This is a genomic window from Pseudoduganella sp. R-43, from assembly GCF_049913255.1.
Taxonomy (GTDB): Bacteria; Pseudomonadota; Gammaproteobacteria; order Burkholderiales; family Burkholderiaceae_D; genus Rugamonas.
Genome location: NZ_CP183988.1, coordinates 3,346,584 through 3,369,249, shown reverse-complemented (window position 1 = coordinate 3,369,249; position 22,666 = coordinate 3,346,584). Strand labels below are relative to the sequence as shown.

24 protein-coding genes are annotated in these 22,666 nt (G+C 62.3%); 5 read left to right on the top strand and 19 right to left on the bottom strand.

From position 1 onward, the window contains the following. Position 1 precedes the first annotated feature (1 nt). Entirely contained in the window at positions 2-202 is a 201-nt protein-coding gene (locus ACN9M3_RS15505; protein WP_057265381.1) for a hypothetical protein, read from the top strand. On the opposite strand, the gene pgeF is transcribed toward ACN9M3_RS15505, so the two are convergent. Continuing rightward, on the bottom strand, positions 192-1,022 hold the full coding sequence (gene pgeF / locus ACN9M3_RS15500; protein ID WP_426323617.1) for a peptidoglycan editing factor PgeF: 831 nt from the start codon (positions 1,020-1,022) through the stop codon (positions 192-194). The genes ACN9M3_RS15505 and pgeF overlap by 11 nt on opposite strands. Next, positions 1,022-2,104 carry an RluA family pseudouridine synthase gene (locus ACN9M3_RS15495; RefSeq protein WP_426172016.1) on the bottom strand — a complete coding sequence of 361 codons (1,083 nt, stop codon included), beginning with the start codon at positions 2,102-2,104 and terminating at the stop codon, positions 1,022-1,024. The genes pgeF and ACN9M3_RS15495 overlap by 1 nt, the downstream gene beginning before the upstream one ends. 83 nt (positions 2,105-2,187) lie before the next feature. On the opposite strand from ACN9M3_RS15495, the gene ACN9M3_RS15490 reads away from it, so the two are divergent. Then, positions 2,188-2,985 (top strand): outer membrane protein assembly factor BamD, encoded by a 798-nt coding sequence (locus ACN9M3_RS15490; RefSeq protein ID WP_426172014.1) that lies wholly within the window; start codon positions 2,188-2,190, stop codon positions 2,983-2,985. A gap of 48 nt (positions 2,986-3,033) precedes the next feature. Here ACN9M3_RS15490 and yaaA read toward each other — a convergent pair whose 3' ends face one another. Then, positions 3,034-3,792: a peroxide stress protein YaaA gene (gene yaaA / locus ACN9M3_RS15485; protein WP_426323615.1), complete on the bottom strand. Its 759-nt coding sequence runs from the start codon at positions 3,790-3,792 to the stop codon at positions 3,034-3,036. Between the two features lie 32 nt (positions 3,793-3,824). Between yaaA and ACN9M3_RS15480 the strand changes: the two genes are divergently transcribed. The 3 genes from ACN9M3_RS15480 (at position 3,825) to ACN9M3_RS15470 (ending at position 6,515) form a co-directional block, all read left to right on the top strand. After that, the gene (locus tag ACN9M3_RS15480) at positions 3,825-4,274 is read left to right on the top strand and encodes a putative toxin-antitoxin system toxin component, PIN family (RefSeq protein WP_426172011.1); all 450 of its coding nucleotides are present in this window, start codon (positions 3,825-3,827) and stop codon (positions 4,272-4,274) included. A gap of 80 nt (positions 4,275-4,354) precedes the next feature. Continuing rightward, positions 4,355-5,509 carry a pyridoxal phosphate-dependent aminotransferase gene (locus ACN9M3_RS15475; RefSeq protein WP_426323612.1) on the top strand — a complete coding sequence of 385 codons (1,155 nt, stop codon included), beginning with the start codon at positions 4,355-4,357 and terminating at the stop codon, positions 5,507-5,509. Between the two features lie 16 nt (positions 5,510-5,525). Next, positions 5,526-6,515, top strand: a complete 990-nt coding sequence (locus ACN9M3_RS15470) for an HD-GYP domain-containing protein (RefSeq protein WP_426323610.1) — start codon at positions 5,526-5,528, stop codon at positions 6,513-6,515. Here the strand turns inward: ACN9M3_RS15470 and ACN9M3_RS15465 are convergent. The 16 genes from ACN9M3_RS15465 to ACN9M3_RS15390 all read right to left on the bottom strand — a co-directional run bounded on the left by ACN9M3_RS15465 (position 6,512) and on the right by ACN9M3_RS15390 (position 22,628). Next, entirely contained in the window at positions 6,512-7,624 is a 1,113-nt protein-coding gene (locus ACN9M3_RS15465) for a tetratricopeptide repeat protein (RefSeq protein ID WP_426323608.1), read from the bottom strand. The genes ACN9M3_RS15470 and ACN9M3_RS15465 overlap by 4 nt on opposite strands. Further along, entirely contained in the window at positions 7,621-8,520 is a 900-nt protein-coding gene (locus tag ACN9M3_RS15460) for an ExeA family protein (RefSeq protein WP_426323606.1), read from the bottom strand. Before ACN9M3_RS15460 ends, ACN9M3_RS15465 begins: the two co-directional genes overlap by 4 nt. 1 nt (position 8,521) lies before the next feature. Continuing rightward, a complete protein-coding gene (gene mshL / locus ACN9M3_RS15455) occupies positions 8,522-10,306 on the bottom strand; it encodes a pilus (MSHA type) biogenesis protein MshL (RefSeq protein WP_426323604.1) in 1,785 nt (594 codons plus the stop codon). Then, positions 10,303-10,659, bottom strand: a complete 357-nt coding sequence (locus ACN9M3_RS15450) for an MSHA biogenesis protein MshK (RefSeq protein WP_426172001.1) — start codon at positions 10,657-10,659, stop codon at positions 10,303-10,305. The genes mshL and ACN9M3_RS15450 overlap by 4 nt, the downstream gene beginning before the upstream one ends. Continuing rightward, positions 10,656-11,351, bottom strand: a complete 696-nt coding sequence (locus ACN9M3_RS15445) for a hypothetical protein (protein WP_426171999.1) — start codon at positions 11,349-11,351, stop codon at positions 10,656-10,658. Before ACN9M3_RS15445 ends, ACN9M3_RS15450 begins: the two co-directional genes overlap by 4 nt. Beyond that, complete coding sequence (locus tag ACN9M3_RS15440) at positions 11,348-12,082, bottom strand: MSHA biogenesis protein MshA (protein WP_426323601.1); 735 nt, start codon at positions 12,080-12,082, stop codon at positions 11,348-11,350. Before ACN9M3_RS15440 ends, ACN9M3_RS15445 begins: the two co-directional genes overlap by 4 nt. After that, complete coding sequence (gene pilM, locus ACN9M3_RS15435) at positions 12,079-13,023, bottom strand: type IV pilus biogenesis protein PilM (protein WP_426323599.1); 945 nt, start codon at positions 13,021-13,023, stop codon at positions 12,079-12,081. The genes ACN9M3_RS15440 and pilM overlap by 4 nt, the downstream gene beginning before the upstream one ends. Before the next feature lie 87 nt (positions 13,024-13,110). Further along, on the bottom strand, positions 13,111-16,239 hold the full coding sequence (locus ACN9M3_RS15430) for a DUF6701 domain-containing protein (protein ID WP_426323597.1): 3,129 nt from the start codon (positions 16,237-16,239) through the stop codon (positions 13,111-13,113). 4 nt (positions 16,240-16,243) lie between these two features. Beyond that, positions 16,244-16,693 (bottom strand): agglutinin biogenesis protein MshP, encoded by a 450-nt coding sequence (locus ACN9M3_RS15425; RefSeq protein WP_426323595.1) that lies wholly within the window; start codon positions 16,691-16,693, stop codon positions 16,244-16,246. Then, entirely contained in the window at positions 16,690-17,502 is an 813-nt protein-coding gene (locus tag ACN9M3_RS15420) for a PulJ/GspJ family protein (RefSeq protein WP_426171990.1), read from the bottom strand. Before ACN9M3_RS15420 ends, ACN9M3_RS15425 begins: the two co-directional genes overlap by 4 nt. Further along, entirely contained in the window at positions 17,499-18,080 is a 582-nt protein-coding gene (locus tag ACN9M3_RS15415) for a type II secretion system protein (RefSeq protein ID WP_426323593.1), read from the bottom strand. Before ACN9M3_RS15415 ends, ACN9M3_RS15420 begins: the two co-directional genes overlap by 4 nt. Continuing rightward, positions 18,070-18,600, bottom strand: coding sequence for a prepilin-type N-terminal cleavage/methylation domain-containing protein (locus ACN9M3_RS15410; protein ID WP_426323591.1), 531 nt, complete (start codon positions 18,598-18,600; stop codon positions 18,070-18,072). The genes ACN9M3_RS15415 and ACN9M3_RS15410 overlap by 11 nt, the downstream gene beginning before the upstream one ends. Positions 18,601-18,624: 24 nt before the next feature. Further along, positions 18,625-19,161: a type II secretion system protein gene (locus ACN9M3_RS15405; RefSeq protein WP_426171985.1), complete on the bottom strand. Its 537-nt coding sequence runs from the start codon at positions 19,159-19,161 to the stop codon at positions 18,625-18,627. Between the two features lie 44 nt (positions 19,162-19,205). Further along, the gene (locus tag ACN9M3_RS15400) at positions 19,206-19,652 is read right to left on the bottom strand and encodes a hypothetical protein (RefSeq protein ID WP_426323588.1); all 447 of its coding nucleotides are present in this window, start codon (positions 19,650-19,652) and stop codon (positions 19,206-19,208) included. Between the two features lie 32 nt (positions 19,653-19,684). Next, entirely contained in the window at positions 19,685-20,920 is a 1,236-nt protein-coding gene (locus ACN9M3_RS15395; protein WP_426171981.1) for a type II secretion system F family protein, read from the bottom strand. Position 20,921: 1 nt separating this feature from the next. Beyond that, positions 20,922-22,628, bottom strand: a complete 1,707-nt coding sequence (locus tag ACN9M3_RS15390; protein ID WP_426323586.1) for a GspE/PulE family protein — start codon at positions 22,626-22,628, stop codon at positions 20,922-20,924. Positions 22,629-22,666 lie beyond the last annotated feature (38 nt).

Genomic DNA, 22,666 nt, shown 5'->3' with positions numbered 1-22,666 from the left:
AATGTTGATTGTTGCTGTTGCCTGGCTCTACGTCACAATCCTGATGGCTTTCACGGAACCAACCGTGGTCGCGGGCATCATGACCTTCCTGCTGTATGGCCTGTTGCCATTAGGAATACTATTTTATCTAACAGGCGGCAAACGCCGCAAACGCAAACGGGCAGCCGAAGCCGCCCGTCGCAATGAACCACCTACTCCTTGATCCAGATCAAACTCGCCTGCCTTCCAGTGACCTTGTCCCTGCGGTAGGAATAGAAGCGGCTGGCGTCGGTGACTGTACATAAATCGCCGCCGCTGACATCTGTTACGCCGACCCGGCGCAGCGCAAGCCGGGCCAGTGCGTAAATATCCGCCAGGTATTTGCCAGGCTGTTCCGGCCGCGCCACGAAGGCGGCACGCACGGCAGCCTCGCCCGCCGCCCGTTCGCCCGCCGAAGCAGCACCGGCCAGGAAGGTTGCCAACACCTCCTCGCCGACCTCGAATTCTTGCGGACCGATTGCCGGGCCAAGCCAGGCGATGATCTCGCCTTCGCCGGCCTCGGCGCGCATGGCGTCGACCGTCGCCTCGAGCACGCCGCCCGCCAGGCCACGCCAGCCCGCATGGGCTGCGCCCACGACCGTGCCGGCCCGGTCGGTGAACAGCACCGGCAGGCAGTCCGCCGTCTGGATGGCGCACACTGCGCCCGGCATGGCCGCGATACTGGCATCGGCCTCCGGGGTGCTGCCGCGCCCCAGGCGATCCGCACGCACGACCGCCGCACCATGCACCTGCGACAGCCACGCCGGCTCCGTCGGCAAGCGCCCGCGCAGGATTGCCCGGTTGAACGCGACATTCGATGGATCGTCGCCGACATGAACACCCAGGTTCAGGCCGCCGCCACTGGTAGCGATGGCCTGCGGGCCCGGCCCATAAGGATCGGGGCTCACGCCGCCGCGCCGCGTGGTACAGACAAAACCGATATTGGCCGGAGCACCGGGCCAGTCAGGCACCAGCCATTGCGCTCCCTGGAAAGATTGCTGCATTATTCGTCGTCGAATTCGTCGTCGTAGATATCGTAGTCTTCAAACTCCCCGTGCGTCGCCGCGGCGGCCGACAGTACCGACTCGTCCGGCTCCTCGATGCCGGCCCGGTCCATCAGCTCCTTGAAGTCATCCGCCAGCGGCACTACCCATTCCATCTGTTCGCCGGTCGCAGGGTGCACCAGGCCGAGGCGGCGCGCCTGCAGCGCCTGGCGCGGGAACACGCTGGCCATATGCTGCTTGCCGTAGACCTGGTCGCCGATCAGCGAGAAGCCCAAATGCGCCATGTGCACGCGGATCTGATGGGTGCGGCCTGTCTCCAGGCGGCACTGCACCAGCGATACCGGACGGCCGTCCAGCACGCCTTCGGCCAGGCGCTGATAATGGGTAATCGCCGGTTTCGAGCCCATGCTGGTCGACACCGCCATTTTCACGCGATCCTTCTGGTCGCGGCCCATGGACGCATCGATGGTGCCGCTCATGCGCGGAGTGCCCCAAACGATGCACCAGTACACGCGCTTCACGGTACGCGCTTGCAGTTGGCGCACCAGGTCGGTCTGGGTCGGCAAGTCCTTGCCGACTACCATCAGGCCGCTGGTATCCTTGTCGAGGCGGTGCACGATGCCGGCGCGCGGCACGCCGCCCAGTTGCGGCCAACGGTGCAGCAAGCCATTCAGCATGGTGCCGGACCAGTTGCCGGCGCCCGGATGGACCACCAGGCCTGCCGGTTTATTGATCACCAGCAGGTTATCGTCTTCGAAAACGATATCCAGCGGCACGTCTTCCGGGGTGAATGCCACGTCTTCCGGCGCCGGCTGGGGGATGACCAGGATCTTTTCATCGCCATACACGGTGGCGCGCACTTTGGCCGGCTTGCCGTCGACGGTAATATGGCCCTCTTCAATCCAGGATTGCAGGCGGCCGCGCGAAAACTGGGGCACCATGCGCGCCACCACCTTGTCCAGGCGCTCACCGCAATCGGATTTACTCAGTTCGAGTTCGATCGGCGCGAGGGGATCGGCCGTTAAATCACCTTCAAAATCGGCGTCAAAATCGTTATCAGGCACTTGTTCTGCCGAATTCATCTCAGGTTTCAATATCACAGCATTCCCATCGGCTATAATCAGCCAAGTTTAGTATTTTGGTTAACGATTCCTTGCACATCAACATGCAAAAAAAATTATCAGTAGTTGCAGCAACAGTCGTACTGTTTAGTTTGTCAGCTTGTGGCCTGTTACCAGAACGTGCAGACGAGACTCGAGGCTGGTCCGCAACGAAATTATACTCGGAGGCCAAGGATGAACAGGCTAGCGGCAACTATGAACGTGCCGTCCAGCTCTTCGAACGCCTTGAATCCAGCTACCCGTTCGGCACGTATGCGCAGCAGGCGCAAATGGAAATCGCTTATTCCCACTACAAGGCGCAAGACCAGGCCCAGGCGCTGGCAGCCGTGGAGCGCTTCATCAAGCTGCACCCGAACCATCCGAACGTTGACTACATGTACTACCTGCGCGGCCTGGTGAATTTCAACGATTCGATCGGCTTGCTGAACTTCCTGTATGAGCAGGACCCGGCGGAACGCGACCCGAAAGCAACGCGCGAAGCGTTCGCCGCCTTCAAGGCACTGGTTGAAAAGTTTCCCGAAAGCAAATACACGCCGGACGCCATCGATCGCATGAAGTACCTGATCAACGCGATGGCCAAGTATGAAGTCTATGTGGCGCGTTATTACTACCGCCGCGGCGCCTACCTGGCAGCGATCAACCGTGCACAGGGCGTGCTGACCGATTACGCGGACTCGCCTTCGATCGAAGAAGCGCTGGCCATCATGTACCGCGGCTACGATAAGATGGGCAACACGACCCTGCGCGATGACACCAAGCGCGTCTTCGACAAGAACTTCCCTGAAAGCAAGATGCTGGCAGATGACGGGCTCAAGAAGAAGGCCTGGTATAACATTTGGTAAAACCGGCAAACCGGGGTCGGACCCATAGGGTCAGACCCCAAGCCCTTGTCAGGCTGCGATCTTGCGGCGGAATACCCAGGTAGTATCGTTCGAGGCGTCAGCTTCGAATTTGTAGCCATCCACATCGAATTTCTTCAGCTTGACCGGATCGGTGATGTTGTTCACCGCCGCATAGCGCGCGAGCATGCCGCGTGCGCGCTTGGCGAAGAACGAGATGATCTTGTATTTGCCGCCCTTCCAGTCTTCGAAGACTGGCGTAATGACCGGCATATCCAGCTTCTTCGGCTTGACCGACTTGAAATACTCGTCCGAAGCCAGGTTGACCAGCACCGGCGAGCCTTCCTTGTTCAGCGCCTCGGTGATCATGTCGCCCCAGAATTCGTAGAGATTCTTGCCGCGCGGGTTTTGCAGGCGGGTGCCCATTTCCAGGCGGTGCGGGTGAATCAGGTCCAAAGGCTTCAGCATGCCGTACAGGCCGGACAGGATGCGGATGCGCGACTGGGTGTAATCGAGCTGTTTCGCCGACATGCTGCGCGCATCAAGACCGTCATAGACGTCGCCGTTGAAGGTCATGACTGCCTGGCGCGCCTCGCTGGTATCTTTGGTCCATGAAGCATAGCGGGCCACGTTCAGCGTCGACAAGGCATCGGACAGGTCCATCAGCTCGCCCAGTTCATTTGGCGAAAAGCCACGCAGGCGCTCGATCAACTGCTCCGAATGATCAAGGAACGCAGGCTGCGTTGCGAGTTTGGTGGTTGGCGGAGTTTCCAGGTCAAGACTTTTGGCAGGCGACAGCACAATCAGCATAAGATTCAATATTCAAAACGAAAAACCCCGACATGATACCTGTTCCACTGCAAAATGCTCCGAAGCGCATCGTCATCGACACCAATGTCTGCCTCGACCTGTTCGTTTTCCAGGATCCGCGCTGGGCATCGCTGCTGGCGGCAATCGAAAGCGGCGCGGTCGAAGCGATCACCCGCGCCGATTGCCGCGCCGAATACCTGTTCGTCCTGAACTACCCTCACCTGCCGCTCGATGAAAGCACGCGCCCTGCCAGCGCGGCCCGTTTCGACCAGTACATCAAGGTAGTGCAGCCACCGGAATCGGGCGCGCGGCTGCCGGTTTGCACCGACCGCGACGACCAGAAGTTCCTGGAGCTGGCGCGCGACGCCCAGGCCGACATCCTGATCACCAAGGACAAGGCCCTGCTCAAACTTGCCAAGCGACTCGCGAAAGCCGGCATGTTCAAGGTCATGCAGCCGGAAAAATGGAGCCTGGAGGCTTGACATTCCAGTTTTACCCTCGGGGCAACACTTGTTTTATTCCGCTGCGCTAGAATGGAAAAAATGTCCTTTTCCTAAGCACGATGAAACAACTGACTTCCCGGCTGCCGCACATTGGTACCACTATTTTTTCGCGCATGTCGGCCCTGGCCGGACAACACGGTGCGGTCAACCTGGGCCAGGGCTTTCCTGATTTCGCCTGCGACCCCAAGCTGGTCGACATGGTCACCGTCGCCATGCGCGAAGGCTTTAACCAGTACCCGCCCGGCATCGGCGCGCTCGAACTGCGCCAGGCCATCGCCGAGAAAATCAGCCGCGTCTACGGCCACCATTACGACGTCAACACCGAGATCACCGTCACGCCGGGTGCGACGGAAGCGCTGACCACGGCCATCCTGTGCAGCGTGCACCCCGGCGACGAAGTGATCGTGATCGAGCCAGCCTACGACAGCTACCTGCCCGCCATCGAACTGGCCGGCGGCGTGCCGGTGCTGGTGCAGATGGACCTTTCGCCGCACGGCGGCTTCAGCGTGCCCTGGCCGCGAGTGGATGCAGCCGTGACGGAGCGCACCCGCATGATCATCATCAACACGCCGCACAATCCAACCGGAAGCGTGCTGCGCGCGGCCGACATGGAGGCGCTGCGCGCAATCGTGCGCGACACCGGGATCCTGATCCTGTCCGATGAAGTGTATGAGCACATGGTCTATGACGGCCAGCGCCACGAGTCCATGTGCCGCTACCCGGACCTGGCCGAGCGCTCGTTCGTGGTCTCCAGCTTCGGCAAGACCTATCACGTCACGGGCTGGAAGGTTGGCTATGTCGCCGCGCCTGCCATGATGTCGCTCGAATTCCGCAAGGTCCACCAGTACAACGTGTTCTCGGTGAACACTCCCATGCAGCACGGCATTGCCAGCTACATGGCCGATCCCGCGCCATATGTGGGACTGCCCGCCTTCTACCAGCACAAGCGCGACCTGTTTCGCAAAGGCCTGGAAGGCAGCCGCTTCGAGTTGCTGCCTGCAGATGGCACCTACTTCCAGTGCGTGCGCTACGACCGCATTTCCGCGCAATCGGAAGCGGACTTCGCGGAATGGCTGACCAGCGAAATCAAGGTCGCCGCCATTCCGGTTTCGGCGTTCTACCGCAACGGCAAGGATTCGGGCATTGTGCGCTTCTGCTTTGCCAAGAAGGACGAGACGCTGGCGCTTGCATTGAAGCGACTGGCGCGCGTGTAACACGAGGGGAAAAACCATGAACCAGTACCTCAACAGCTTGCAGGACCTCGGCATGGAAGGCGGATCGCGGCTGGAGCCGCCTCCGTCCGTGCTGCATGAACTCAACCTCGCCAACAAGCGCCTGGAAAAGCTGCTGGGGGATTTGCGCAACGAGCGCAATGCCGATGCCGATTTGCGCAACATCGCGCGCGAAGTGGTGCGCGCGGTCGAAATGAACCCCGACATCGCACTGGCCTGCCTGTTCCTGAACCAGATCGCCGGCACGTATGCGGTACGCCATTGCATTGAAACCGCCATCGTGGTGATCCTGATCGCGCGCGGCCTGGACAAGGCATCCGATGAAGTGATTTCCTTGACTGCCGCCGCGCTCACCATGAACGTCGGCATGCTGCGGCACCACGACAACTTCCAGTGCAAGCCCGGCACGCTGAATAGCGAAGAAATGGCGATCGTGCGCCGGCACCCGGAAGACAGCGCGGAAATGCTGAAGTATGCAGGCGTTGAGGATGACGAGTGGATTTCCTGCGTCCTGATGCACCATGAGAACGACGACGGCAGCGGCTACCCGGCCGGCATGACTCGCGAGCAGATCACTCACAACGCCCGCCTGCTTAGCCTGGCCGATCGCTATTGCGCACGTGTTTCGGCGCGCAATTACCGCTGCTCCATGCTGCCGGACGAGGCGCTCGAAAAGCTCCTGCACGACCCTCTGCATCCAGCCGATCCGGTCTTGCAGGAGCAATTCCACCGCCAGCTCGGCAAATACCCGCCCGGCGTGCTGGTGCGCCTGGCGAACGGAGAACTGGGCGTGGTGACGGGGCGCGACAGCGGCGACGGCGCGCTGGAGGTGCACTGCATGCGCGATGCGGCCGGCAAGGCCCTGCCAGCGTCGGTGCAACGCCGCACCGACCAGCCGCAATGCGCAATCCTCGAGGCCCTCACCGAGGACCAGGCGGAACTGCGCTTCAGCATGAAGCAGATCTGGGGCGCTCAGGCCGCGCTTTAATTGAGCTGCTGGAGGCGCCGTTCGACGAAGGCTTGCAGTTCAGGCGACAGGCGCCCTGAATCCAGCGCACTCTGGAAGGCCGGCTTTGCTTCCGCGTTACGCTTGTCGCCCTGCAGCGCAATCCCAAGCCCCATCCACCAGACGCCATTGGCCGGCTGCAGCTGCACGGCCGCCTGATAATGCAGGGCGGCCTCGCGATGACGGCCAGCCCGCTCCAGCACTCCGGCCATCATCGCGCGGTAGTCGGGATTCGATTGCGCGTAAGGCAGGCTTTGTTCCAGTGTATCGAGGGCGCCGCTGCCGTGCTCGAGTTGCAGGCGCGCCAGCAGCATGGCCATGCCCGACTGCTCCGGATTCAGCGCCAGTGCGCGCCTCAAATGGCGCATCGCATCGGCCTGCTGGCCGGACTCCACCAGTACGCCAACCAGAGTCTCGCGTGCCGCCAGGTAGCGCTGGTCGATGTCGAGCGCAGCTTCGAGGTCCACAATGGCTTCCGCTACGCGCCCGGACGCGAGCTTGCCCTGTGCACGCTGGAAAAGTGCCGTCGCTGATGCCTGTGAACCGGCCTCTCGCGATGCAGGCGACACCGCACCACCGGCATTGGCCGCGGCGCGCAATGGCGACGGCACGGCCGCCGGTCCGGCGCCTTCGCGACGGCGCACCGGAGCCTTGCTTGCCGCGCCGCTGTCATCGCGCTTGACCAGGCTGGCGCCAGGCGGTTTGGCCAGTGCCGGAGCCCCTGCTTCCGCTCCTTCCCTGGCGCCAGCCGCTGGCGGCGCAGGGGCCGCGGCCTCGTTTGCGGCGGGCAGTTGCAAGCCATCGACCATTTGTTCAGGTGGCGTCGCTTGCGGCTTTTCCGCGACTGTCGCCTGCCGGATCACTCCTGTGGCAGGCGCAGGTACCGCATCCGCCGGCGCATTGCGCAGATAGCGCCAGCCGGCAAAACCGGCCACCGATACGACGACAATCGCTGCCGCAGCAGCAATCAAGACCACATGATTTCGGGAAGACCGTTGCTGGACTGCCTGCACGGAATCCGACAGGCCGGCCCCTTTTGGCGCGCCACCCCTGGCATCCAGGTCTTGCAGCATTTTGTTAATCAGGCTCATAAAGTCAACCGGTAAGACAGCAATGCGCCCGCAGCAGCCAGTGCGGCCAGGGCAAGACCCGTGGCCAGCCACGGCCAGCCGCGCTGGCGCGCCACGGCGGTATCCCTGGCGGCCAGCTTGACGTGGTGCGCATCAATGCGCTGGCGCCCTTCGCCGTAGGCGGCCAGCATGGCCTTGTGCGCGATGATGTTGACCAGCCGCGGTATGCCACGGCTGGCGGCAAACAGCTTGCTCACCGCGCCTTTGCTGAACAGGCGCGCGCCCGTAAACCCCGCCACGCGCAGCCGGTGCGCCAGGTAGTATTCCATGTCGTCGCGCGTCAGCCCGCCCAGGTCGTGCTGGAATGTGATGCGCTGCGCCAGCTGGCGGATCGACTGCGCCTGCAGGTGTTCATTGAGTTCGGGCTGTCCGAACAACACGATCTGCAGCAGCTTGCGCTTCTCGGTTTCCAGGTTGGTCAGCAGGCGCAGCGCCTCCAGGCTCTCGCGCGGAATCGTCTGCGCCTCGTCGATGCACAGCACCACGCGCTTGCCCTGCCCTGCCAGCTCCAGCAAGCGTGCGGTCAGCGACTTCAGGAGCTGGTGCTGGTCGACATCGCTCGCCAGCGGCAATTCCAGTTCGTCGGCCAGGGCCAGCATCAGGGTGCGCGGCTCAAGCAGCGGATTGGGCAAATAGGCGGTGACGAAATCCTCGCCCAGCGTTTTCATGAATGTGCGGCACAGCAGGGTCTTTCCCGTGCCGACTTCGCCCGTGATCTTGATGAAGCCCTCGCCGCTGCGCGCAGCCACCAGCAGGGTGTTCAGCGCTTCCTGCGAGTGCGGGCTCTTGAAGAAAAAGCTGGTATCCGGCGTAATGCCGAATGGCGCCTCGCGCAAGCCGAAGTGGCTCTCGTACATATCAGCGGCGCCCCGTGGTCTGCTTCGGATCGAGGAGCTCGATGCGGCGGCTGCTCTCCATCAGGTCCTGGCTCCAGTCGCTGGCCGTATCGACAATCGTTGGCTTGATCAGGACCACCAGCTCGCGCTTCTGGATGCTGTCCGCAGTGCTGCGGAACAGGCTGCCGATCACGGGAATGCGGCCGGCAACCGGAATCTGCGAGCGGTCGGCACTGGTCGACTGGCGCATCAGGCCGCCGATCGCCACCACGCTGCCGTTCTCGCCGCGCACCATGCTATCCATTTCAGAAGTGGCCGACGCCGCCAGCGGCAGGTTCAGGCTGCCGGCATTGCCGAGGTTGATATTCTTGTTCACCGTCGACACCTGGCTTACCGAGGGATGCACGTGCAGGATGATGTTGCCCTTGTCATCGATCTGCGGCGTCACGTCCAGCACCACGCCGGAGAAGAAAGGCTGCAGCGTCACGTTCGGCGACACCGTGCCATTGCCGGTCGCATTGGTATTGGTGGTGGTGCTCACACCAGTGACGAAGAACTCGTCGGTGCCGATCTTCAGCACAGCCTTCTGGTTGTTCAGCGTGGCGATGCGCGGGCTGGACAGCACATGCACCGTGCCCTGCGACTCCAAGAAGGAAATCAGCGCGGCAAAATTGGAATTCTGGAATGCCAGGCCAAACAGCGACCCAGCCGCGCTGGTGGCCGTCGCCAGGGTCGTGCCGGGCGTACCGGACATGCCGTTCGGCTGGCTCAGCAGGGAATTGACGCCATTGATGCGCGGCGCCAGCGTCGTGCCGGGACCGACCATGCCGGCCGAAATGCGCGAGCCGAAAGCCGCCCAGTTGATGCCGGACTGCGCCTTTTCGCTCAGCTCCACCTCCAGGATTTTTGCCTCGAGGATGACCTGGCGCGCCACCGCCAGCTGCGTCGCTTTCAGGTAGCGGTCGACGTTGCGCAAGTCCTCCGGCATGCCGCGGATCACCACCAGGCCCGATTGCGGGCTGATGACGACGGCGCGCCCATCCTTGCCGGCGCCGACGATCGCTTCCAGCGACAGTTTCAGCTCGGCCCAGAAATCGGATTCCGAACGCGTGGTGACATTGGCCGCTTCATCCAGCACGTTGGCATTGGGTGAATTCGGATCGCCGTTATTGTTGTTGCGGTTCTGGCGGTTGTTATTGTTCTGGTCGCCGTTGTTATTGTTGTTATTGCCGTTGTTGCCGGCATTTTGCACCGAGGTCGACGTCACGCGCAGGTTCGACGAACCGCGGCGCGATGCGGTCAGGTAATTCACCTGGAACATCCGGCTTTGCATGGTCAGCGGCTTGATCGTGATGCGCGTGCCCTCGATCCGGTAATCGTAGCCATACATTTCGCGCACGGCTTCCAGCGCCTCGGCAATCGTGACGTCCTTCAGGTTGGCCGTGATATTGCCGCTGACTTCAGGATGCACCAGCATGTTGTAACGGGTGCCCGCCACCAGTGAATTGAAGAACTGGTTTGCCGGCACGTCGTTGAACGCCACATTGAAGCGTTCCTCCAGCACCGGCCGTGCCTTGGGCAACTGTCCTGCCAGCTGTTCGGCCGACGGCAGCAAGGCGTCCGAAACCTGCTGCGGGACGGGCGCGGTCGCAGCCGACTGCGCGGCGGATTTCACCTCCTTGCTGATGGAACTGTAGGTGTCGCGCATCGGCGTCTGGGTACATGCTGCCAGCATCGCGAATGCGCCGCTGCCCATCGCCAGCCGGCAAAATTGTGAAGCTTTCGAGATGCTCGTTTTCTCTGTCATGGCTGTCGCGCCTTATCCTGTCCCGATGATACCAATTTCAATACTTGTTTTTGCTTCCCGCGTTGCAGGACGACGGCACCCTCGCGCACTTCGACCAGCACGGCGCCGCCTACCTTCCCGCCCAGCGGGACAATGGCGCCGTCGATTACCGCCAGCTTGCGTCCGCCCGGGCGGCGTGCCAGCAGCACCGACTGCAGTTGCGGTCCGGCGGCAGGCACTGCCGCGGCCGGGCCGCTGCGCTCCGCTTGCGGCGCCAGCACTTCCGGCGGCGGCCTGGTCGGGTCGGGCAACGCCGTTTGCGCCAGCGCCGGGATGGCGGCGAGGACCGCCAGGGCGGCCAGGATCTTTCTCATATCTGCACCCAGGTTTCGTCGAGACTCAATGTGTACACCGTCAATGTCAGGCTGGTTTCGGGGTGCTTGATCACGTTCAGGCGCGCGCTGCCCCATATCAGGCGCGGCGTCACTTTTTCCAGCGTTGCCATATAGCCCAGCAGGTCGGCATAGCTGCCCTCCACCACCACCTCGACACCGTGGCGATACAGGATCGCCGGGGCCTGGCTGGCCGGCTGCGGCCCCGTGCCCGGCGCAGCTGTGCCGGCCTGGTCGAACTGTCCGTCCCGCAAGCCGCTGACCGGCAAAGTCTTCATCCCAACCACTTTCAGCCCGGGATGCCCGGCCAGCATCTGTTGCAGCAGCGGGACAATGCGCTGCGGCTGCACCATGCCCTGCTTGCGGTTCAGTAAATCCTCGCTGGTGGCGCGGGCTTCTTCCTGCACTGCGGCCAGACGGCGCCGCATGGTGGCGTTCGGGTCCGATTCATAAGCCTTCAGCGCAGCGGCAATCTGCTTGTCAATCGCGTCGACTTGGGCCTGTCCTTGCTGGATCGAGGCCTGCAGGGACTGGCGCTCCGCCAGCATGGGTCCGAATTTTCCGAACCATGCGATACCTGCAACCAGCAGGATCCCCGCAGCGAACAGGGCCACGCGCCGCGGCAGCGGCATCGCATCGATGCGTTGTTCCAGTCTCAGCAGCGCGGCCTTCATGGATTCCCCCCGCCAGGCGCGGCAGCCGTGCTGCGCAGCCGGAATTCAAGGAAACGTGCCGGTGGCGCTTCGACCGGTGCAGGGGCGGCAGCGGCCAATGCGCTGGCTGCGGTGCTGCCTGCTACCGGAGGCAGCGTGCCAAGCGGCACGCGTCCCGCTGCATCGACAGCCGGCGCCTGCGCTGGCGCAGGACCCAATTCCAGGGTCCGGAAGGATTTGCCGCGCAATACGGGTTCGCCACCGAGGCGCGACAGGTAGGCAGGCACCAGGGCCGCTTGCAGCACACGGCCCTGCATGCTCACCTCGCGCCGCTCGCCCTGCACCGTCACTTCCGTGAGCCACAAGCCGTTGACGCTCTGGCGCGCCAGGGCGCGAAAATATTCCGCAAAGCCTTGTCCGCCTTCGCCTTCAGCCTGGTGCAGCATCTGCATCGCCTGCCGCAAGGATTTCAGGCGCGCTTCCTTGGTCTCGAGCTCCGTCTTCAGCAGCGGGTCGCTGGCGCGCGGCGCGAACTCCACAGCCACCGCTTGCATGCGGGCCTGCCGCTCCTTCAATCGGCTCTCTTGCTGCGACGCCTGCTCGCGCAAAGGCTGCAATTGCCGGCCCGCGAACAGAACGATCGCAATGGTGCCGGCGATCAAGGCCAACAGGGCCAACGCCATGCCGCGCGCACTGAGGCTGTGGCGCTGGCGCATGAAGATCGGGTTGAACAGGTTGATCTGCTGGCTCATGGCACGATCACTTCCTGGCGCAATGCCGCACCGAGGGCAAAGAAGTAATGCGCCTGCTGCGCGCTGTCCAGCAATTCAGGCACCCCGGACAAGTCGATCACTTCCTCCAGCTTGCATTGGACCACGGGCATGTACATATTCGACGACAGGTAATTCAGCAGCGATTCGCCGCAACCAGGGGCCAGAACCATCCTGGAGATTGAAACAAAGCCGAACTGGCGCTCGAAGTGGTCGAGCGAACGCTGCACCTCCAGCATCAGCCGATCCAGCGCGGCATGGCGGCGATCGGCATCGCCTTCTTCCAGCAGCGCCGGCGTGACATCGATCCTGCGCGCCAGGTACAGCTCGCCCAGGTAGGTAACGGTCAACAGGCCGCCCTGCGGGCCAAGCGACAGCAGGGCCAGGCCGCGCCCATCCTGTTCCAGCAGGGCCGATACATTGCGCTGGGCAGTCTCGGGGATGTCGATCACTTCCAGGTCGATCCCGGCGCCGAAGAACAGTTCCTGGCGCTGGCGGATCACGCTGTTGCGTGCCGCCACCACAAACATGCTCGGCGTGCGGCCGCTGGCGCGTTCCACCGGAATGGCCATTACGTCGAAGGTCGCGTCATCGACGTGGAAATCCAGCATGTCTTTCATGCGCCAGCGCACCGCGGTTTTCAGTTCGTCTTGCGGCACATTGGGCGCCTCCAACGTCAACAGCTGGTAATCGCTGGGGGCGAGCAGCGTGCTGCAGCGGAATCGCGCGGCGTTGCGCGACCGCGCCGCACGCGCCAGGGCTTCTTCCGCCCCTTGGCCTTCCAGCCCCGCCTCCACACAGCCAAGCAGCACTGGCGTGCTGGCGCCCTGGCGGCGCATCGTCGCCAGGGCCATACCCTGCGGCAAAGGCGCAAAGACCAGCCAGGCGTCTTTTTCCTTTTTAGCTTTCGAAAAGAATCGCATTGCGCCCTGTCTTCAAACTTTTAGATGAAGAAACAACCGTAATTGTTTGATTAATATGCCATATTTTGCCATCGTTCAGCCCCGGTGTCAGTACAGTTCTCTTATATAGGTGACAGGTGTGTTGCGATAAATGCCAAAAGTTGCCCTGCCCACGGTACTGGGCAGCCATTCCGGCGCCAGCAGAGGGTCGAAGTAGTAATCCGCCGTGCCGCTATTGCCCGCCCCCGGCGCGCTCATCAGGAAGCGCGTCTGGCCATTGCTGATGGACCGCAGCGCGGTCGAGGTCGCGCCGAGGACGGTCTTGCATGCAGTCCCGGACAGCAGGTTTTTCTTGCAGTTCGTAAAGCGCAACAAGGCCGGATTGACCACGTCCGCCATGGAATTCCCGGCGCTGGTGGCCCAGCGCGTACCGTTCCAATATTGCACGGTCGCGTTGACCGGCTGGTACTGCAGCTCCGAGCCGAAAAGATTCGGCAGCTGCAGGCGCGCGTTGACCAGCACCACCTGGCCTTCGACCAGGTCGCGCGCGGCGTCGTAGCCATACAGCGAGCTGACACCGTCGGCATCGGTCGCGCGTACGTACACCAGCACCGGCGCCTGGCGGCCGGTGTTTGCGGCGCCGGCAATCGAATACGGGTTCGCCAGCTTGTAGTCGACCGATAGCGACAGGGTCCCGTCGTCGTTATCGAAATCGATGTCGCCGCTGTCTTTCACCATTGCCGCTTTCTTGTCGCGCCGCAGCGCGTTGTCGGGCGCGCTGGCGCCGAAGACCAGTACGGGGCACACACCGCCGCTGGGCGGAGCAAGGGTCTGGTTGCCCGCGCCGCACATGTAAAGGGCTTTGGAAAATGCACCGCGGTAGTTCTTCAGCAGGTTGCCGTCCACGTCATGCGCCGTCACCGTGGCGGCAAACGGCAACCCCGAATACACCATGCCGCTGGTGGCGGAGCAAGGAACGTCGGCCGGGCACGGCAGTATTGGGCCCAGCGAATCCGGGGCTTCCACCGCGGTATTGAAATGATCGGGCACGAAGCGGCCGATATTGGTGGTGGCCGGGCTGATGCCGCCGCTGCCAAGGTAGTCGTTGCCGGCCAGGGTCGCCTTCACGGTAATGATGCCGACCTCCGGATATTTGAACGTGCCGCTTGAGCGGCCCAGCGAAAACGGATCGAGGCTGCCTTGCAGCTCTGGCTGCGTCACCATGTCGGTGAAGCTCAGCCCATCGCTGGGATTCGGATCGAAGTTCACGCTGCGCGGTGAAATCTCGTTGCCGAAGTTCTGTGCAAAATACTTGGTGCCGCTGGTCTTGTCCCGGGTGCGCACGCCGACGCGGATCGTGAACGGCTCGCCGGCGGCAGCGAACTTGCCGCCGCTGGCGGTGCTGGCGCCCGGATTGTCGGTGCGGGCGCCATTGGCGGCAGTCTTGAAGACCTCCATCTCCAGCATGTACGGACGCATGACCACCGGCCCGCTGGCCCCGGTCTTGCCTGTCGAATCCTGCATGAACAGCTTGATGCGGCCGACATCGAAATAATTGAACGTCAGCGGGCTGCTGATGCTGGCCTGATTGGCATCGACCACTAGGGCACGGTACAGCGACCATTGCGCACCGCTTGGCGTGGCGCTGCTCTCGGCGCATTTCGGCAGCAGCGAGGCGCGGTCGGGGAAGGATGCGAACTCCGACGATCCCTTGACCGGGTCCTGGCAGGACATGCCAAAGCGCATCGACACCACCGTCGGCAAGGTCGTACTTGGCGCGGTCGGGACGCCGGAAGAATTGACCAGCGTGATATAGACCGGAATATCGTCGCCGGCGATTACGCTCTTCCAGTCGATGAACAGGCATTGCCCGGTGCTGCCGAAGGCCACGCCCTTGGTGCACTTCGATTGCGTAAAGACATAAGGCGCGACGGCGACCGAAGCGGTATCGGTGTCGCTGTTGTTCGACATCTGGTTGTCGAACTCGCTTCCGCTGACGGTGACGGTGTTGCTGAGCGAATTGGTCACGGCGTTGACCATCACGGTCAGTTGCAGCGGCGGCGCACTGGCGCCCACATCCAGCGGCGTGTTGTAGTTGCAGGTAATTTTCTGGCCAGCCTGGGCGCAGGTCCAGCCATCGCCGCCCGCATACACCAGGCTGACTTGCGAAGGAAGGTTGTCGACCACCTGCACGGTTCCGGGCTCGGCCGCGGGTCCGTAATTGGTGACATCTACCGTGTACACCATGGTCTGGCCAAGCGTCGGCGCCTGGTCGCGCGAGATCGAAATGCCCAGGTCGGTCACCGGCGTATTCGGTACCGCGATAATCTCCGCGCTCAGCAGCACCAAGTCCTGGTCGGAACGGTACACGGTGGTCGCGCTGGTCTGCCCGGACTGGATCACCGGGCTGCTGACCGTGTACGAGTCATAGTCGATACCATAGGAAACCGAGTCCGTGCCGGCAATGGTGCTGACCGAATTGAACTGGTTACCAGGCGGATTCACGCTATTCGACATCGAATAGCCGTTGAAAGTCAGGAATTCGCCGCTCGAAGTACTGCTCAGCGTCGCGTCGCCCTCCCAGGTGATGTGCGCCACACGACCGGTCTGGGTCGTCAGCGGCGGAATCTTGAAATTCGACAGCGACAGGCTCACGCTGCTGTACTGGATGTACTGGAAGCCTTCATAGATGTTCAGCACCCTGAATGTTTCACTTGGCAGCGAGTAGACCACCACCATTGACCAGCCGCCAACCACGGCCTGCACATCGCACCATTTCGCCGAGTTATTGATGGTCAGGCCGGAAAACGTATATTTGCCATTGCGCTTGGCTGTGACCTCGGCCGTAATATCGTAGGCGCCGCTGAAAAAATCGTAGCCCACGGTAGCGCTCTTGTACTGGCGCGAGGCAGGCGCGGTAATCGCCTTGCCTTCGAACACCACGGCGTAGTCGGTGGTGGTGCCAGAAGCGGCCCAGTAAAGCTGGGCGCTGAGGATCTTGGCGGTTGTTGGAATCCCGCTCAAGGTCACGTCCGTGGTCTCGTTGGCCGCATAGATGGTGCAAGGATTGGTCGTATTGGATGCCTTGCGCAGCGTCCTTTCGGCCCCGACAAAATTGACGTTGCCGGCAAAACTCTTGAACAGCGAAATGGTGGTGTCAGCGTGCGCGCTCGCCACCAGCGCCATCAGCATGGCGACAGTGTGCAGCAGGCGGCGAAGGCACAACAGGCTATTCACTTCTTCATTCTCCGAAATCGACCTGGATGACGCGTTGCACGTAGTCGGAACTATTGTTCGCATTCGGGCAAGCGCCCGCCGCAGGCTGGTTGCAGGCGACCGATCGCATCCGATAGCGCTTGATCGCTCCCAGCACGGTCGTGGTGCAGGTCACCGTGACAGTATAGGGGCTGAGGGTAGTGTTGGCGGGCATGGCAAAGCTCGACGTGGACGAGGCGCCGCTCGCTGCCGGACACAAGGCATTGCTGCGCAACTGGCGGTGCAGCCCCCATTCCACGCCCGAGCGCGCGGCCTGGTAAGCGCGCGTGCCCTGCACGTCCAGCCCGAAGGCCGCCTGCTGCGTGGAGGTGACGCTGACGATCGCCACCGCCAGGAATGCCAGCACGACGACCAGGAAAATGGCCGCTACCAGGCTCACGCCGCGCTGCCGCGAATATTGGCGCATGCTTGTCATATCGGGTTGTCCACGTGGATCTGGTGGAATAGCTGCACCGATTCCGCCGGCATGTCCGGCCGCGCCAGCGTCAAGCTAATGCCCAGCAATCCGGAGCGGGTATTGGCGATATTCGCCTCGTAGGTGAAGCGGCAAGCCGTGACATTGGTCGCCAGGATCGCAGTATCGGCTGTCGCCGGCGGCGTGTAGTTCCATTGCCGGACCAGTTGGCGGTTCGCCAGGTCGCACACGAACTTGACCGGGCCGGTCACCACCTGGAAGCGGCGCGCCGGCGAACTCAGGATGGGAGCAGTGGCGCCCGCGCTGGCGAAAGGATTGCTGGCCAGGGTCACGACATTGCCCGCCACGGAACTGACCAGGGCGATATTGTCGCCAGCATAAGCATCTGCGCGGTCGATGCCGGGTCCCAGGTTGTACACCACGATGGAATCGGTTCCCGGCACGATCGCAGGCGAAGGCATCTGGCCCACTACGGTAAAACTGCGCTTGGTGCTATCGGTGAAGTCCAGGTAGCCGGCGCCTTCGTCGTCTTCTTCGGCAAGATAGCGTCCGCCGGATTTGGTCGGAAAGAACTCCACGGTGGCCCCGCCGCCGCTGACCCGCAGGCTATTGGGCAGCGCCCTGCGCACCTCGCGCGCAATGCGCCGCACCGCGATATCGGCGGCGTCGCTCAACTCGGCGCGCGCGGCGCTGTCGACATAGGCTTGCACCGGCGCGCGCAGGAATACGGCAACCATGCCGGCCACGATGCCGGTCAAGACGATCACAACGATCATCTCGATCAGCGTAAAGCCCGCTGCCCGCTTCATTGCGCCACCTGCGGCGAATGGCGTGTGCGATAGGTGTCAAGCTCCACGAAGTCGCTTGCCAGCGGGCCGTGCGTCACGCGCACCGTCAGGCGCAGCACTTCCTGCGTCGCCACGGCGGCGGTCGACGGGATGCCGTTCAGCGGCTCGGCGCGCAAGGTCAGCGTCGCTGCGTAGCCGCTCACGCCCAGCTCGTTGCCGGCGGCATCGACCAGCTTTCCGGCCCCGTTATTGAAGGCGGCGTATGGCATCCCAAGGCTCGGCACATAGTCATTGATGTTGTTGTACGGCCGTGTGCCACCCTCGTTGCCGACCGCTTCCGGCGTCGCACAGTCGGCCGGCGCTGTCGGGTTTTCCGTGGTGTCGAGCGGATCGCAGAACGTGAACGCGGCAAGCTCGACTTCCTCCAGCAAGCCTTCGGCAATCAGCAAGGCCTGCTTGCGGCGTAGCGGGTCCGCGCTGGCATTGCTGGTATTGGCCAGCGTGCGCAGGATGGCTGCAGCCGCAATGCCGACAATGATGATGAACAGGATCAGTTCGATGAAAGTCAGGCCCGACTGGCGATCGTGTCTAATAGACATAGCCGGTTTCCCATTGCACCCGGACGGCCTGCTGTGTGTTGCCGGCACTCACCTGAAGGTTGAGGGAGCTGAACTCCGCGCCGGAAGACAACTGCGGCTTGCCGGAAGCGTCAAAAAAGAAATGGTTGTTTGCTGCGCCCGCCGGCGACAGTCCCAGGACCACATTGGCCGGCGGGGCCACGCAGGCCCACGAGCGGTCGGTGCCGCACTGTCCACCGCTGAAGCTGTTGCCGCCGCCTGGATCGCGCACGTGATTGGCGGCGCTGCAGGTGGCGGCGAAGCAAAGCGCCACGCTCGTGCTGTCGAGATACACATAAATCGGCCGGTTCTGCGCAATGGCCTGCTGCTGGCCGTAGCGCAGCGTCGCCCTCATTTGCGCTGCAAATCCCGCCGCGTCGTAGTCACCGCGCACGAAAAAGCGGCCGAACACGACTGCCGACAGAATGCCGACAACAACCAGCACAATGATCAGCTCGACCATTGTGAAGCCGCGCCCAGGCGAAGCTCCGCTGGTTGCCATCGATTCCTTATAGTGCCTGGCGGCTTAGCAGCCGGACGTGTCCGTCGAAATGGCAGGCGGCGTTACAACCGGCGGAGTCGCCGAAGAGATGATCGCTGCTGTAAATTTCACGTAGCACTTGGCAGCTTTAGTGGTACCTGCCACGCTCTTCGGTACAAAAGCAACCTCGCTACTCGAGGTCGTAGGGCTAGTGGTCCCCGACGAGCTTGGGGCGATGGTCGTATAGTCGTTGCTATTGATGCCGGCCATGTCGGCGATGTGGGAATTTACGGTAGCCGAGACAGTTGGATAGCCGGCGGTATCAACCGGGACATCCAGGCCTTCCATCTTGACCGTGCTCCCTTGCGAGATCAGCCAGCGGCTATGGACCATCGAATTTGCAGCGTTCAGCGAACCACGCACTGCTGCGACGCTCGCAGCGCGCGCCTCACTGCCGACGTCCATGAAGCGCGGCAGCGCAGTGGCGGCCAGGATGCCGAGTATCACGATCACAACGATCAGTTCGATCAGGGTAAAGCCAGCTTGCTGCGAGCGGGGCATCGAATTTGGAAACTTTTTCATCACTTCTCCCATGAGTTCAAAAATCATATGGACCAGCTTCGTGGCTAGTCATTTAGTTGATTCAGAACAACACCGGCATTTTCTGCGGGCAGCTCTGAAGGCCTGACAATTCGTTCGGGCAAGCGGCGCAATTCTAACTTGAAATAGAGCATTTGTTGTTGCTTCAATGAAGATTTCTCCGGAGCAAGTAAAACATAGACCAGCTCTTTCGACTCCCTATCAAAGAACCACGTTCCCGGTCGTGCAGGAGCGCTGCCACGGTTTGCAAACTCGCCGTCGTAGTTGACGGGCTTCACCTCGAGCAATTGCATGGGATTGCTACCCTCGAGATCATCAGTTGTTGCGGTTGATCTTAGGCGATGCAATTCGACTGCGGCGCGCAGTTGTGCCAGCGTCACATCTATTGCCCGCTCTTCTGCGCTTTTAGTGTAGAACGGAATCTTGCTGAGGAAAACCGCCAGTAGCGCCAAACCAACGATCAACCACGCCAACCCTTCGAACCGCCGGAACCTGCTTAGCCTTGTCATTTTTTGAAAGCGACTTTGCCCAGGTCCCAGATCGGCAGGAACACGCCAAGCGCCAGGATCAGCACCATGATGCCCAGGAAGGTGATCAGGATCGGCTCGATCTGTGCCGACAAGGTCTTCAGCTCATAATCGACCTCGCGCTCATACATCGCTGCGATTTCTTCCATCAGGTCATCCAGCGATCCGGTCTCTTCACCGACGGCGATCATCTGCAGCACCACAGGTGTAAACACGTTTGCCGCCACCGCAGTGCGCAGGATGCTTTCGCCGCGCTCGACGCCATCGCGCATTTGCTCAACGCGGGCCGCCAGGTAGGCATTGTCCACCGTCTGCGACACCACCGTCAGGGCCTGCACGATCGGCACGCCACTGCGGGCCGACAGCGAAAAGCTCCGCGCAAAGCGCGACATGGTGCCCTTGTGGATGATCTTGCCGGCGATCGGCAGGCGCAGCTTCCATCGGTCCCATTTATAGCGCCCTTTTTCGGTTGCGATCCATGAGCGCCATCCAAACCCGGCAACCACCAGCGCCGCCGCGAAGAACGGCCAGTACTGCACGGTGAAATTCGACGTCGCCAGCAGGATGCGCGTCATCAGCGGGAGCTCGGCATTCAAGCTGCGAAACACCCCTTCGAAAGCGGGGATCACCCACATATTGATCACCACCATCGCCACGGCCATCGCGATCATCACGAAGGTCGGATAACGCAAGGCGGTACGCACGCGCTCTTTCATGTCGCGCTCGAATTCAAGGTGGTCGAACAGGCGCAGGAAGACTTCGTCCAGCCGGCCGGTCATTTCGCCGACCCGGATCATCGACAGGTAAAACGGCGTGAACGCTTCCGGATGACGGCGCATGGACGCCGATAGTTCGCGGCCGGCATCGAGCGACTCGCGCAGGTCCGCGATCACGCGGCCAAAGGCCTTGCTGATCGCCGATTCCTGCAAGCCTGCCAGGCCGCGCATGATGGGAACGCCCGATTTCAGCAAGGTGTACATCTGGCGGCTGAACAGCTGCACGTCCATCGAATTGACGCTCTTTTCCGTCAGCCGTTCCCACAAGTTGGCCAGCCCCGACTTGCCCGGCGCGCGGTCGGCGGTTTCCGTAATCTCGACCGGCGTCACGCCCGTTGCGAACAGCTGGTCGGCAACGGCCCCGCTGTCGGCCCCTTCCAGCACGCCGGCGAGCAATTCACCACGGCCATTCCGGCCTTTGTATGCAAAGTAAGGCAACTCAATCCTCTAGCTGGTTACTGATACGCATCGCCTCGGAAACGGTGGTACGTCCCTGCACCACCAGCTGTACCGCCTGGCGCCGCAACGTCTGCCCAGCCATCTGTTGCGTCGCCGCCTTCAGGAACGTGGCCGGATCGGGATCATTGGCCGCGTCGACCACGGACTGGGTCATTTCCAGCAGCTCGTAGATACCGGTGCGTCCGCGATAACCGAGGCCATTGCAATGCGAGCAGCCTTTGCCATGGAAGTACCTGCCCAGGTCGACCTTGTCCTTCAATTCGAGGCTGAGCCATTCGTGCTCGTTTGGCGTCAGGGTGTAGGGCGTGGTGCAGGACTCGCAGATCACGCGCAACAGGCGCTGTGCCAGCACCGCTTGCAGCGAACTGCCCACCATGTAGCGCGGCACTCCCATGTCCATCAGGCGCAGCGGCGTGCTTGCGGCGTCGTTGGTGTGCAGGGTCGAGAGCACCAGGTGGCCGGTCATGGCGGCGCGCAGGCCGATCTGCGCGGTTTCCTGGTCGCGCATCTCGCCGACCAGCACGATGTCCGGATCCTGGCGCAGGGCCGAACGCAGCACGCGCGCGAAATCGAGTTCGATCTTTTCATTGACCTGCACCTGGTTGATGCCTGCCAGGCGGTATTCAACCGGGTCTTCGACGGTGATCAGCTTCTTCTCCATCGAATTCAATTCCGCCAGTGCGCAATACAGCGTGGTGGTCTTGCCGCTGCCGGTCGGGCCGGTCACCAGGACCAGGCCATTCGGACGCGCCACGATGGCGCGGAAGCGCTCGAGCAGCTGCTTGGGCATGCCGATGGCGTCAAGCCGCAAGGTCATGCCGCTCTGGTTCAGCAAACGCATGACGATCGATTCGCCGTACTGCGTCGGCATGGTGGAGATACGCACGTCGATGCGCGCGTTCCTGACCCGCACGGCGAAGCGGCCGTCTTGCGGCAGGCGCTTCTCTGAGATATCCAGGTCGGACATCAGCTTCAGGCGCAGCGCCAGGGCGGGCGCGATCTTGATATCGGCTTCCGTCTGCAGGTGCAGCACGCCGTCGATGCGGAAGCGGATTTGCAGCCTGCTTTCCTGCGGTTCGATGTGGATGTCCGATGCGCGCACCTGGGCGGCGTCATCGAACAGTGATTGCAGCAGTTTGACGACCGGCGCTTCTTCCAGGCCGGGGCTGGCGGCGGCAAGCGCGCCAAAGTCCACCGAGCCCTCGCCCATTTCCTGTTCCAGCTCGCGCGCCAGGCCGGAGATGTCCTCGGTGCGGCGGTAGATGCGGTCGATTGCTGCCAGCACTTCCGTTTCGTTGACCACGGCCAGCTCGATGGACTGCTTCAGCAGGCGCGAGATTTCGTCATACGCAAACAGGTCGGTCGGATCGGACAGGCCGACCAGCATCGATCCCTTGCGGTCTTCCAGCACCAGGGCGCGGAAGCGGCGGGCCTGGGTCTCCGGCAACAGCCGCACCAGCTCCGAACTGATCTGGTAGAACTTGAGGTTGATATACGGGATATTGAGCTGGCGCGCCAGCGCACCGGAAATCTGCTCCTCGGTGACAAAGCCGTGTTCAACGAACACCCGCCCCAGTTTTCGGCCGCTGCGTTTCTGCTCCGCCAGCGCCATGCCCAACTGTTCTTCCGACAGCAGTTTCTGCTGCACCAGGATTTCACCCAAACGAACCTTTTCCGGCCTCGTCATACCGCTTCCCCGTATCCAATATTTGCTGGCATTGTATG